This is a genomic window from Kitasatospora sp. NPDC032121 (assembly GCF_055580145.1).
The window spans coordinates 338,861-350,745 of sequence record NZ_JBVILX010000003.1; the positions used below are offsets into that span (position 1 = coordinate 338,861).

Genomic DNA, 11,885 nt, shown 5'->3' on the forward strand with positions numbered 1-11,885 from the left:
GTATGCCTACGATCATCAGACTTGCGGGAGCCGGTTTTGCCGCAGCCCTGTCCCTGACCGCCGCCGCGACTCCGGCGGGGGCGACCGACCTGCCCGGCGAAGCGCGCACCGCCACCGTCATCACCCAGCGGGTGGTCCTCACCCAGGCCGGGAACTACCCCACCGAGCAGAACCGGTACGGCGTCTTCTCGGTGTCCTGGCACGCGTTCGGCACCGAGGACCTCGCCGGGCCGACCCACTTCACCGTCGACCTGCCGCCGGGCGTGACCACCGGCGGCGCGATGTTCTACTCCACGCCGAACGACTACACCTTCACCGAGACCGTCTCGCCCGACGGCCGCCACCTGGAGGCCGTCCTGTACGGCAACCGCCGCTCCGGGACCGAGGAGTTCATGAAGATCCCGGTCGTCGCGGAGGGGACCGGACCGGTCACCGGCGCGATCACCGCGCGGGTGGCCAACGCCAACGACACGATCCCGACCGGGCACGTCTCCACCTACCTGCTCGGCATCGGCCTGCTGCCGCCGCTGATCGGCTCGCAGCCGCGGATCGACGACGTCAGCGCCAGCACGGGACCGGGCGCGGGCGGCACCCCCGTGACCGTCACCGGTGTCGGCCTGGAGGGCGCGATGGTGCTGGTCGGCGGCGTCCCGGCGCCCGGCACCTGCACCGACACCGCCTGCACGGTGACCACGCCCGGAGGCTCGGGCAGCGCCGCCGTCACGGTGGTCGGACCGGGTGGGAAGGCCACGGCCCCGGCGGCCTTCGACTACACCGGCGCCCCGCCGCCGCCCCCGCCGGCTCCCTCGCTCTCCGGCCTGAACACGCCCTCGGGCCCGGTCGGCGGCGGCACCGCGGTCATCGTGACCGGCGACGACCTGGCCGGCGGCACGGTCTCCTTCGGCGGCCGGCCCGCCACCCGGCACTCCTGCGGCCCGCGGCTGTGCACCGCCACCGCACCGGCGGCCGACCGGCCGGGGCCGGTGGACGTCACGGTCACCACGGCGGGCGGCACCAGCGGCCCGGTGGCGTTCACCTACGCGCCGTAGCGCGGCTCACCGCCGCCGGGCGGGACCTGGCGGCCGGACCGGCCCCGGAGGCCAGGGCGAGCAGCGCCCCGGCAACCGGGGTCGGCCGTTCCCGTGACCACCACCGACCGCAGGACGCCACTACTGTCGGAATCCATCACATGCGAAACAAGTGATTTGAAAAATTCTTCAAGTTCATACATGCTGTCGTGCCGTTGAACCGGTGGAAGGCGCGTCCGGGCGCCGTCGGACGCAGGAAGGGGCGGTCGTGACCGCGGCAATCGGCGAACAGTGGCCGCCCGCCCGGCAGGCGGAGGCGGGCGCGGAATGAGCCTCGCCACCGCCATGGGCGACCGGGTGCGGGCCGTCCTGCCCACCCGGGCGATCCTCGCCACCATGGGCCGCGCCCCGCGCAGGGACCTGCTCGCCGGCCTCACGGTGGCGATCGTGGCACTGCCGCTGGCCCTGGGCTTCGGCATCTCCTCCGGCGCGGGCGCCGAGGCCGGACTGGCCACCGCCGTCGTGGCCGGGGCGTTGGCCGCCGTCTTCGGCGGCTCCGACCTCCAGGTGTCCGGGCCGACCGGCGCCATGACCGTGGTCCTCGTCCCGATCGTCGCCCGCTACGGCACCGACGGCGTGCTGACTGTCGGCCTGCTCGCCGGGGTGCTCCTGGTGGTCCTCGCCCTGGTCCGGGCCGGGCGCTGGATGGCGTACGTGCCGGTGCCCGTGGTGGAGGGCTTCACCGTGGGCATCGCCGGGGTCATCGCCCTCCAGCAGGTGCCCGGCGCGCTCGGGGTGCGCAAGCCCGAGGGCGACAACCCGGCCGTGGTCGCGGCCCGGGCGGTGCGCGACTTCGCCGCCGCGCCCCACTGGGCCTCCGTCGGCGTGGCGCTCGCCGTCGCCGCCGTGATGCTGGTCGGCGTACGACTGCGGCCAGCGCTGCCGTTTTCGCTGATCGCCGTCGTCGCCGCGACCGTCACCGCCGACCTGGCCGGCCTGCCCGTCGCCACCATCGGCCACCTGCCCAGCGGGCTGCCGGCGCCCTCGCTCGGCTTCCTGGACCTCTCCGCCGTCCCCGCGCTGCTGCCCTCCGCGTTCGCCGTCGCCGCGCTGGCCGTGCTGGAGTCCCTGATGTCCGCGACGGCCGCCGACGCGATGAGCGTGTCGGGCCGGCACGACAGCGACCGCGAGCTGTTCGGCCAGGGGCTGGCGAACCTGGCGGCCCCGCTGTTCGGCGGCGTCGCCGCGACCGGCGCGATCGCCCGTACCGCCGTCAACGTGCGGTCGGGTGCCGCCTCCCGGCTCGCCGCCCTGGTGCACGCCGGGGTGCTCGCGGTGATCGTCTTCGCCGCCGCGCCGCTGGTCGCGGGGATCCCGTTGGCGGCGCTGGCCGGGGTGCTGATCGCCACCGCCGTCCGGATGGTCGAGGTCGGCTCGCTGCGGGCGCTGGCCCGCACCGGGCGCGGCGAGGCCGCCGTGCTGGCCCTGACGGCCGTCGCCACGCTGGCCTTCGACCTGGTCACCGCCGTGGTGGTCGGTGTGCTGGTCTCCGGCGTCCTGGCGCTCGCCGCCGTCGCCCGGGCGGCCCGGGTGGAACAGGTCCCGCTGCTCGCCGAGGTTCCCGAGGCCCCCGGCCGGGAGGTTCCCGGGCCCTCCGGCCGGGAGGTTCCCGGGCCCCGGCCCGACCGCGGTGACCACGGCGAGGAGGAGCGGGCGCTGCTCGCCGAGCACATCGTCGCCTACCGGATCGACGGGCCGCTGCTGTTCGCGGCCGCCCACCGCTTCCTGCTCGAACTCACCGAGTCCGCCGAGGTCGAGGTCGCGATCCTGCGGATGTCGCGGGTCAGCGCGATCGACGCCAGCGGGGCGACCGTCCTCGGCGACGCCATCTCCGCGCTCCGACGGCGCGGCACCCTGGTGCTGGTCTCCGGCGTGCGGGACGAACACCACCGCCCGCTGGACGCCCTCGGCGTGCTGGACGGGCTGCGCGCCGACGGGCACGTCTTCGCCACGACCCCCGAGGCCATCGCCCACGCCCGCACCCACCTGCGCGAGCGGTCGGCTCCCGCCGACCACGACCGCACGGCCCCCGCCGACCACGGCCGCACGGCCGCCGGGGCCGGTGCCCGCCGGCACCGGCACCCCCGCTGACCTCCTCACCCGTCCCTCAGGCCACCCCCGAACACCCTGGATAATCTGAACTCATGAGCGACAACCTCCCCCCGTGCCCGCAGTGCTCCAGCGAGTACACCTATGAGATGAACGCCCTCATGGTCTGCCCCGAGTGCGCCCACGAGTGGGTGCCCGGCGGTGGCGACCAGGACGGAGCGCCGGCCGGCGAGCGTGTGATCAAGGACGCCGTCGGCAACGTGCTGAACGACGGCGACACCGTCACGGTGGTCAAGGCGCTGAAGGTCAAGGGCAGCGTCTCCGGCATCAAGGCCGGCACCAAGGTGCGCAACATCCGGCTGGTGGACGGTGTCGACGGGCACGACATCGACTGCCGGATCGAGGGCTTCGGCGCGATGCAGCTCAAGTCCAGCGTGGTCAAGAAGGCCTGACCCGCGCGCCTGAACGGCCGCGCCCCGCCGAGGAGATCGGCGGGGCGCGGCCGTTTCGTCGTCCGGAGGACTCCCCGGGGGCGGGGGTGGAGCCGTCGCCCGAGTTAGTTATATGCTCACAATGATTACAACAACACAAATAATCATGGAGCGTTCGTCATGCCCGATGCCGCTCGACCGCGGCCCTGGCTCGTGCTCGCCATCTGCTGCATGAGCCTGCTGATCGTCAGCCTCGACAACACCATCCTGAACGTGGCCCTGCCCGCCATCCGGCGCGACCTGGACACCTCGGTGTCCGGACTGCAATGGACGGTCGACGCCTACACCCTGGTACTGGCGAGCCTGCTGATGCTCTCCGGCTCCACCGCCGACCGGATCGGCCGCCGCCGGGTGTTCCGGATCGGGCTGGTGGTGTTCACCGGCGCCTCCCTGCTGTGCAGCCTCGCCCCCGGGCTCGGCTGGCTGATCGCCGCGCGGATGCTGCAGGCGGTCGGCGGCTCGATGCTGAACCCCGTCGCCATGTCGATCATCAGCAACACCTTCACCGACTCCCGGCAGCGCGCCCGCGCGATCGGCGTCTGGAGCGGCGTGGTGGGCATCAGCATGGCCGCCGGGCCGATCATCGGCGGCGCGCTGGTCGAGTCGGCCGGCTGGCGGGCGATCTTCTGGATCAACGTCCCGATCGGCCTGGCCGCACTCTTCCTCACCACCCGCTACGTGCCGGAGTCGCGGGCGGCCCGCACCCGCCGGGTGGACCCGATCGGACAGCTGCTGGTCATCGTGCTGCTCGCCGCCCTCACCTACGCGATCATCGAGTCGCCGGAGCGCGGCTGGACCTCGCCCGTGGTGCTCGGCTGCGCCGCGGCCGCGCCGGCCGCCCTGCTGGGCCTGCTCTGGTACGAACCCCGGCGCACCGACCCGCTGATCGACCTGCGGTTCTTCCGCTCCGCACCGTTCTCCGGTGCCACCGTGATCGCGGTCGCCGCCTTCGCCGGCCTCGGCGGCTTCCTGTTCCTCAGCTCCCTGTACCTCCAGGACGTCCGCGGTCTCGACCCGCTGCACGCCGGGCTGTTCATGCTGCCGATGGCCGTCATGTCGCTGCTCACCGCGCCGCTGTCCGGCCGGATGGTGGCCACCCGGGGGCCGCGCACGCCGCTGCTGCTGGCCGGGACGACGCTCACCGCGAGCGCCGTGCTCCAGGCGGTCGGCTACTCCGAGCACCTGCCGACCGGGCTGCTGGTCGTCGCCTTCCTGCTCTTCGGTACCGGCTTCGGCCTGGTCAACGCGCCCATCACCAACACCGCCGTCTCCGGGATGCCCCGCTCTCAGGCCGGGGTGGCGGCGGCCGTGGCCTCCACCAGCCGGCAGGTCGGCCAGTCCCTGGGCGTCGCGGTGACCGGCGCCCTGATGGCCGGAACCGCCCTGGCGGACCCGGCGGACTTCACCGGGGCCGCGCGGACGGCCTGGTGGATCATCGCCGGCTGCGGGGCGGCCGTGCTGGTCACCGGTACGCTCACTTCCGGCCGCTGGGCCCGGACGACGGCCGAGCGCGTGGCGCGACGGCTCGCCGAGCAGGAGCCGGCCGAGGGAACCGAGGAGACGAAGGAGACGGTGGACGCCTGATGGAGCGCCTTGACACCGGCGGGCACCCCAAGGGGAGCGGGGCCGACGCCGCCATGGCGGCCCGGGTCTGGCAGGGGATGTACGCGCTCGTGCTGGAGCGCGACGACCGCCGCAAGACCGTCGCCGACGCCCTGGGCATGAGCTTCAGTCGGGTCAGGGCGCTGCGCCGGCTCGCCGCCGGCCCGATCACCCTGCGGGAGCTGGCCGAGCGGCTGACCGCCGATCCGCCGTACACCACCGTCATCGTGGACGACCTGGTGCGGCGCGGGCTCGCCGAACGCATCACCAACCCGGCCGACCGGCGCTCCAAGCTGGTCCACCTCACCGAGGAGGGCGAGGCGAAGGCGGCGCTCGCCACCGCGATCCTCACCACGCCGCCGGACGCGCTGCTCGGACTGCCGCCGGAGGACCTGCGCGCGCTCGACCGGGTACTGGCGAAGCTGCTGGACTGAGGCCGCGGTCGGCTCACCGTCTGACCCGGTCGGCGGGAAGCGAGAAGCGGTCAGCCGTGAGCCGTGAGCCGTGAGCCGTGAGCCGTGAGCCGTCAGCCGTGGGCCGTCAGCCGTCCGAGCGCCGGAGCAGGTAGGTGTCCATGATCCAGCCCTTGCGCTCCCGGGCCCGCTCCCGCAGTTCACGGATCCGCGGGGCCGCCTCGGCGAGCGGCCCGGAGTCGAGCACCTCGTCGGGGGTGCCGAGGTAGGCGCCGTAGTGGATCTCCAGCCCCTCGGGGTCGATCTCGGTGAAGGCGGCCCGGCCGTCGAGCATCACCACCACGTCGTCCACCCCCTCGGGGAAGCCCTCGGCCAGGCGGCGGCCGGTGGTGATCTGCACCGGGCGGCCGACCCTGGTCAGCGTGGTGCGGTGCCGGGCGGCGAGCGCGGAGACGCTACTGATGCCCGGGATGACCTGGTACTCGAACGGCGCGCCGCCCCGGGTGGACACGTCGTCCACCACGGCGATGACGCTGTCGTAGAGGGCCGGGTCGCCCCAGACCAGGAACGCGCCGCTCTCGCCCGGGCCGAGGTGCTCGGCGAGCAGCTGTTCGACCAGGTCGGCGCGGCGGACGCGCCAGTCGTCCACGGCGGCCGCGTACGCCGGGGTCGTGCGGTCCCGCTCGGCGTCCGGCACCTCGACCACGCGGTGCCCGGGCCGTCCGTGCTCGGCCAGCATCCGGCGGCGCAGCGCGATCAGGTCCTGCCGTTCCTCGCTCTTGTCGAGGATGAAGAAGACGTCGGTGCGACCGATCGCCTTGACCGCTTGCAGGGTGAGGTGGTCCGGGTCGCCCGCACCGATGCCGATGACGAAGATGTGCCGCATGGGGGACATTCTGCCGTCCGCCCCGGCGTACGGGCCCGGGGGCCGTGCATGGCCGGCCGAAGCGGTGGGCGGTGGCTGTGAGCTGCGCGGATGGACGTAAGCTGGCGAGGCAGCTGGTTCGCCCCGCCCGCCGGGCGGGGTGTCGTCACGAGGGAACCCGGAGGGAGTCCGGGACCGCCCGCGGCGGCGAGCGGCAACGACCGCCGTCCTGCGCGCCGGGCCCGGCAACGGGTCCGGGGAGCGACGACCGGTGGGTGTCCGTCCCGGTTCGGCCGGGAGGGCGCGCCCACGAGTCCGAAGACCTGCCGCTGCCCGCGTGCCGTGGTGGCCCGCGGCCCACCACGACCCCGAGGGCGGGCCGATGGTGCGGGTGGGCCGTATACGGACGGCTGCCCGCTCCTCGGCGTGCCCGAGGTGCGCGACCTCACGAAGGAGAGTTCCGTGCAGCGGAACGCCGACCACGATTCCCACGGCGCCATGACGGGCGGGCCGTCGCTGTGACCAGTCCCGCTGTCCTCTCCCGCACCCCGGCCGACTCGGCGGTCACCCTCGCCCACATCATGAGCGACCACGACACCAACCTCTACGGTTCGGTGCACGGCGGCGTGATGATGAAGCTGATCGACGACGCGGCCGCCGCGGCCGCGGGCCGGCACGCCGGTGTTCCCGCGGTCACCGTCTCCGTCCGGGGGATGTCGTTCCTCGCGCCCGTCCGGGCGGGAGACCTCCTCACCGTCCGAGCCCGGGTCGGCAGCGTCGGGCGGACCTCGATGGACGTGTCGGTGGAGGTGACCTCGGAGCGTTGGAACCTCGCCGGGCCGGTGACCCGGGTGGCGACGGCGGAGCTGGTCTTCGTGGCGATCGACTCGCAGGGGCGGCCCCACCCCGTCCCCGAGCTGGTCCCGGAGGACGGCGGCCCCGACAAGCTGCGCGGACCTTCGGCCGAGTAGCCGTACGCGGCGGCGACGTCCCACGATACGGACGCCTTTCGAGATTTCCGCCTCGACGGCGACCTTCTGCCCCTAAGCTGGCGACGCAGCTGGTTCGCCCCGTCCGCCAGGCGGGGTGTCGTAAGAGGGAACCCGGTGACGCCTTTCAACTGGCCAGTCCGGGACTGCCCCGCAGCGGTGAGTGGGAACGACCGCCGTCATACGCACTGGACCCGGGACGGGTCTGGGAAGCGACGGCCAGTAGGTGTCCGCCCCGGTTTCGGCCGGGTGGGCGTGCCCACGAGTCCGAAGACCTGCCACTGCCCGTGCGCGACCGTTCGCGTGCGGCCATCCGGTGACCTCGTGGGCGGGTCGGCGACCATACCAGGCGGAGCCGTGCACGGGTGCGGGTGTCCGTCCGGTTCGTCATCCCTTCGCGTCCTCGTGCCACCACCGGTGCACTTGAGGATTCAGGCTCGCGAAGGAGAGTCCCTTGACAGCGAAGTCCGCAGCCGCGGCGTCCGTGGCCACCGCGTACGGCTACCCCCGGCAGGGTCGTGACCGTGAACTGAAGAAGGCGATCGAGGGCTACTGGAAGGGCGTGGTCACGGCCGAGGCGCTGCTGTCGACCGCGGCCGACCTGCGCCGGACCAACTGGGCCCAGCTCGCCGAGGCGGGGGTCGGGGAGGTCCCGACCGGTGACTTCTCGTTCTACGACCACGTGCTGGACGCCAGCGTGGCGGTCGGCGCGATCCCGCCGCGGCACCGGGAGGCGGTCGACGCCGACCCGCTGGACGGGTACTTCGCGATGGCGCGCGGCAACCAGGACGTCGCGCCGCTGGAGATGACCAAGTGGTTCGACACCAACTACCACTACCTGGTGCCGGAGTTGGGGCCGGACACGGTGTTCGCCGCGAACCCGGCCAAGGCGGTCGGCGAGTTCGAGGAGGCCCTCGCGCTCGGCCACACCGCCCGTCCGGTGCTGGTCGGTCCGGTGACCTACCTGCTGCTGGCCAAGCCGGCCCCCGGGGTGGCCGAGGACTTCCAGCCGATCACCCTGCTGGACCGGCTGCTGCCGGTCTACGCGGAGCTGCTCGCGGCGCTCGGGGCCGCGGGGGCCGAGTGGGTCCAGCTGGACGAGCCCGCGCTGGTCCAGGACCGGACCCCGGCCGAGCTGAACGCCGCCGCCCGGGCCTACCGCGAGCTCGGCGCCCTCACCGAGCGGCCCAAGCTGCTGATCGCGAGCTACTTCGACCGGCTCGGCGAGGCGCTGCCGGTGCTGGCCAAGGCCCCGGTGGAGGGCCTGGCGCTGGACTTCACCGGTCCGGCCGCCGCCAACCTGGAGGACCTCGCCGCCGTCGGCGGCCTGCCCGGCAAGCGGCTGGTCGCCGGGGTGATCGACGGGCGCAACATCTGGATCAACGACCTGGAGAAGTCGCTGTCCACCCTGGCGACCCTGCTGGGCCTCGCCGGCATCGTCGACGTCGCGCCGTCCTGCTCCCTGCTGCACGTCCCGCTCGACGCCGCCGCCGAACGGGAGTTGGACCCGCAGATCGCCCGCTGGCTGGCCTTCGCCAAGCAGAAGGCCGCCGAGACGGCGCTGCTCGCCCGCGGCCTGCGCGAGGGCACCGGCGCGATCACCGCCGAACTCGCCGCCAACCGAGCCGACCTCGCCTCCCGCGCCAACTCCCCGATCACCCACGACCCGGCGGTGCGCGCCCGGGCCGCCGCCGTCACCGCCGACGACACCCGCCGGGCCCAGGCCTACCCGCAGCGGGCCGAGGCCCAGCGCGCCCGGCTCGGCCTGCCGCTGCTGCCGACCACCACCATCGGATCCTTCCCGCAGACCACCGAACTGCGCACCGCACGCGCCGATCTGACGGCTGGTCGGATCGACGCGAACACCTACCGGGAGCGGATGGAGGCCGAGATCCGCGAGGTCATCGCCTACCAGGAGAAGGCCGGCCTGGACGTCCTGGTGCACGGCGAGCCCGAACGCAACGACATGGTCCAGTACTTCGCCGAGCAGCTCACCGGCTACCTCGCCACCCGGCACGGCTGGGTCCAGTCGTACGGCACCCGGTACGTACGCCCGCCGGTGCTGGCCGGGGACATCTCCCGCCCGCACCCGATGACCACCGACTGGTTCGGCTACGCGCAGAGCCTGACCGACCGCCCGGTCAAGGGCATGCTCACCGGCCCGGTCACCATGCTCGCGTGGTCCTTCGTCCGCGACGACCAGCCGCTCGCCGACACCGCCCGCCAGGTCGCCCTCGCCCTGCGCGACGAGGTCGGCGACCTGGAGGCGGCGGGCGCGGCCGTGGTCCAGGTGGACGAACCGGCCCTGCGCGAGACCCTCCCGCTGCGGGCCGCCGCCCGCCCGGCGTACCTGGACTGGGCCACCGAGGCCTTCCGGCTGGCCACTTCCGGGGTGCGGGCCGACACCCAGATCCACACCCACATGTGCTACGCCGAGTTCGGCGCGATCATGACCGCGATCGACGACCTCGACGCGGACGTCATCTCGCTGGAGGCCACCCGCTCCCACATGGAGGTGGCCGGTGAACTCGCCGAGGCGGGCTACCCGCGCGAGGTGGGCCCCGGCGTCTGGGACATCCACTCGCCGCGCGTCCCCGGCACCGCGGAGGCGGTCTCCCTGCTGCGCGCGGGCCTGGCGGCGATCCCGGCGGAGCGGCTCTGGGTCAACCCGGACTGCGGGTTGAAGACCCGCGGCTGGCCGGAGACCCGGGCCTCGCTGGAGAGCCTGGTCGCCGCCGCCCGGACGCTGCGCGCGGAACTGGCCGGCTGACGGAGGTCGGCTGGCGGGAGCCGGAGCGGGCGCGGTGAGGCCGCCGCGCCCGCCCCGGCGGCTGCGCGTCCTCCAGCGGGCGTTGACGGAGGGTGTACCGGGCGGCGCGGCCGGTGCCGAGCTCGACCGCGAGCGGCGCGCCCAGGGGCAGCCGCTGCCGCACCCGTGGACGGTGCCCGGCTGCCGTGTCCCGGACGCCCGCGGGGCCCGGCCGGCTACCTGGCCGGCCCTGCGGCTCGGGTGATCACGGGGTGACCCAGCCGGCGGTCAGCGTCTGCACGGCCGAGCCGTCGAGGTCCTTGAGCTTCACCCCGGCGAAGGCCCGGGCGGCGTCGGAGGTGAGCAGCCGGAAGGCGGGGCGCTCGGCCTCGAGCAGGCCGAGGATGCGGGTGGCCACGTCCTCGGCCGCCTGTGCGTTGGCGAAGGCGTTGCGGGTGCGCTCCAGGTAGCCGGCCAGGGCCGGCGCGTACGGCCCGGCCTGCTCGGCGGCGTCGTCCGTGAGGCCCACGTTGCTGACGAACTCGCTGGCCACCGCGCCAGGTTCGACCACGCTGACGGACACCCCGGCGGTGGCCGCGACCGGGGCGAGGGACTCCATGAAGCCCTCCACCGCGAACTTGGCAGCGCAGTACGCCTCGTTGAAGGGCTGGCCGACCACGCCGCCGACGCTGGTCACGGTCAGCACCCGGCCCTTGCTCGCCCGCAGCAGGGGCAGGGCGGCCTTGGTGACGTGCAGTACGCCGAAGAAGTTGACCTCCATGACGGCGCGGACGTCGTCGACGCTCTCCTGCTCCAGGGTGCCGATGTGGCCGGCGCCGGCGTTGTTGACCAGGGCGTCCAGCCGGTCGACGCCGGACAGGCAGGCCTCGACCGAGGCCGGGTCGGTGACGTCCAGCGCCCGGACGTCGACGGTGACCCCGGCCTGCTCGGCGGCGGCCAGCAGTGCGCCGGCCTTCGCGGTGTTCCGCATGGTGGCGATCACGTGCCAGCCGCCGCGGGCTGCGGCGACGGCGGTGGTCAGGCCGATGCCGGAGGAGGTGCCGGTGATCAGGACGGTCTTGTTGCTCATCGCGCTGGACTCCATATGCTTATGGTTCATAACCAATATGATCCATAACTATGTGGTCCGATATTTCACTTTGTCAAGCACCTCGATACCCTGGTGGTCATGCCCCACCCATCGGATGACCTCACCCCCGAGATCGTCGGACTCTTCGCGGCCATCAACCGCCGCTACGGCCGGGAGTCCGAGGCGGCCGCGGCGGTCCACGAGCTGACCGCGCTGCAGGCCAAGGCGCTGCTCGCGGCCGAAGCGCCGGTCCCGACCCGCCGGATCGCCGAGAAGCTGCACGCGGAGCCGTCCAACGTGACGGTGATCATCGACCGGCTGGAGTCCCGCGGTCTGGTCGAGCGCAGCGTCGACCCCGCCGACCGCCGCGTGAAGCGGGTCGCCGCCACCGCCGCCGGGCGCGAGGTCGCCGCCGACCTGCGGGCCCGGATGCCCTTCGCCGGAGACCCGCTGGCCCGGCTCGGCGCCGAGCAGCGCGAGTCCCTGCGCGAGCTCCTGCGGCTGGTCCTGGAGGCATGACGGCAGCCCCCCGGGCGGTTGTCCGGGGGG

Annotated in this window: 11 protein-coding genes and 1 riboswitch; of the genes, 9 read left to right on the forward strand and 2 right to left on the reverse strand. The window is 74.0% G+C overall.

Annotation, left to right across the window (positions count from 1 at the left end):
* Positions 1-2: 2 nt before the first annotated feature.
* The 5 genes from ACZ5OX_RS12485 to ACZ5OX_RS12505 all read left to right on the forward strand — a co-directional run bounded on the left by ACZ5OX_RS12485 (position 3) and on the right by ACZ5OX_RS12505 (position 5,664).
* The gene (locus ACZ5OX_RS12485) at positions 3-1,049 is read left to right on the forward strand and encodes an IPT/TIG domain-containing protein (RefSeq protein WP_465629865.1); all 1,047 of its coding nucleotides are present in this window, start codon (positions 3-5) and stop codon (positions 1,047-1,049) included.
* A gap of 306 nt (positions 1,050-1,355) precedes the next feature.
* Positions 1,356-3,179, forward strand: coding sequence for a SulP family inorganic anion transporter (locus ACZ5OX_RS12490; RefSeq protein ID WP_465629866.1), 1,824 nt, complete (start codon positions 1,356-1,358; stop codon positions 3,177-3,179).
* Positions 3,180-3,232: 53 nt separating this feature from the next.
* Complete coding sequence (locus ACZ5OX_RS12495) at positions 3,233-3,589, forward strand: zinc ribbon domain-containing protein YjdM (RefSeq protein ID WP_465629867.1); 357 nt, start codon at positions 3,233-3,235, stop codon at positions 3,587-3,589.
* 159 nt (positions 3,590-3,748) lie between these two features.
* Complete coding sequence (locus ACZ5OX_RS12500) at positions 3,749-5,212, forward strand: MFS transporter (RefSeq protein ID WP_465629868.1); 1,464 nt, start codon at positions 3,749-3,751, stop codon at positions 5,210-5,212.
* Complete coding sequence (locus ACZ5OX_RS12505) at positions 5,212-5,664, forward strand: MarR family winged helix-turn-helix transcriptional regulator (RefSeq protein ID WP_465629869.1); 453 nt, start codon at positions 5,212-5,214, stop codon at positions 5,662-5,664. The genes ACZ5OX_RS12500 and ACZ5OX_RS12505 overlap by 1 nt, the downstream gene beginning before the upstream one ends.
* A gap of 106 nt (positions 5,665-5,770) precedes the next feature.
* Here ACZ5OX_RS12505 and cobF read toward each other — a convergent pair whose 3' ends face one another.
* On the reverse strand, positions 5,771-6,529 hold the full coding sequence (gene cobF, locus ACZ5OX_RS12510) for a precorrin-6A synthase (deacetylating) (RefSeq protein ID WP_465629870.1): 759 nt from the start codon (positions 6,527-6,529) through the stop codon (positions 5,771-5,773).
* 497 nt (positions 6,530-7,026) lie between these two features.
* Here cobF and ACZ5OX_RS12515 point away from each other — a divergent pair, with 497 nt between their 5' ends.
* The 3 genes from ACZ5OX_RS12515 to ACZ5OX_RS12525 all read left to right on the forward strand — a co-directional run bounded on the left by ACZ5OX_RS12515 (position 7,027) and on the right by ACZ5OX_RS12525 (position 10,511).
* Positions 7,027-7,479 carry an acyl-CoA thioesterase gene (locus ACZ5OX_RS12515; protein ID WP_465629871.1) on the forward strand — a complete coding sequence of 151 codons (453 nt, stop codon included), beginning with the start codon at positions 7,027-7,029 and terminating at the stop codon, positions 7,477-7,479.
* 90 nt (positions 7,480-7,569) lie between these two features.
* Positions 7,570-7,778: riboswitch (cobalamin riboswitch) on the forward strand.
* 173 nt (positions 7,779-7,951) lie between these two features.
* Complete coding sequence (gene metE / locus ACZ5OX_RS12520; protein ID WP_465629872.1) at positions 7,952-10,267, forward strand: 5-methyltetrahydropteroyltriglutamate--homocysteine S-methyltransferase; 2,316 nt, start codon at positions 7,952-7,954, stop codon at positions 10,265-10,267.
* A 34-nt stretch (positions 10,268-10,301) separates the two neighbouring features.
* Complete coding sequence (locus tag ACZ5OX_RS12525) at positions 10,302-10,511, forward strand: hypothetical protein (protein ID WP_465629873.1); 210 nt, start codon at positions 10,302-10,304, stop codon at positions 10,509-10,511.
* Here ACZ5OX_RS12525 and ACZ5OX_RS12530 read toward each other — a convergent pair whose 3' ends face one another.
* A complete protein-coding gene (locus ACZ5OX_RS12530; protein WP_465629874.1) occupies positions 10,512-11,366 on the reverse strand; it encodes an SDR family oxidoreductase in 855 nt (284 codons plus the stop codon).
* 69 nt (positions 11,367-11,435) lie between these two features.
* Between ACZ5OX_RS12530 and ACZ5OX_RS12535 the strand changes: the two genes are divergently transcribed.
* Positions 11,436-11,855, forward strand: coding sequence for a MarR family winged helix-turn-helix transcriptional regulator (locus ACZ5OX_RS12535; RefSeq protein WP_465629875.1), 420 nt, complete (start codon positions 11,436-11,438; stop codon positions 11,853-11,855).
* The last annotated feature ends 30 nt before the right edge of the window (positions 11,856-11,885 follow it).

Coding starts and splice junctions, on each gene's coding strand:
- ACZ5OX_RS12485 (WP_465629865.1), top strand. CDS start 3: ATGCCTACGATCATCAGACTTGCGGGAGCCGGTTTTGCCGCAGCCCTG.
- ACZ5OX_RS12490 (WP_465629866.1), top strand. CDS start 1,356: ATGAGCCTCGCCACCGCCATGGGCGACCGGGTGCGGGCCGTCCTGCCC.
- ACZ5OX_RS12495 (WP_465629867.1), top strand. CDS start 3,233: ATGAGCGACAACCTCCCCCCGTGCCCGCAGTGCTCCAGCGAGTACACC.
- ACZ5OX_RS12500 (WP_465629868.1), top strand. CDS start 3,749: ATGCCCGATGCCGCTCGACCGCGGCCCTGGCTCGTGCTCGCCATCTGC.
- ACZ5OX_RS12505 (WP_465629869.1), top strand. CDS start 5,212: ATGGAGCGCCTTGACACCGGCGGGCACCCCAAGGGGAGCGGGGCCGAC.
- cobF (WP_465629870.1), bottom strand. CDS start 6,529: ATGCGGCACATCTTCGTCATCGGCATCGGTGCGGGCGACCCGGACCAC.
- ACZ5OX_RS12530 (WP_465629874.1), bottom strand. CDS start 11,366: ATGAACCATAAGCATATGGAGTCCAGCGCGATGAGCAACAAGACCGTC.
- ACZ5OX_RS12535 (WP_465629875.1), top strand. CDS start 11,436: ATGCCCCACCCATCGGATGACCTCACCCCCGAGATCGTCGGACTCTTC.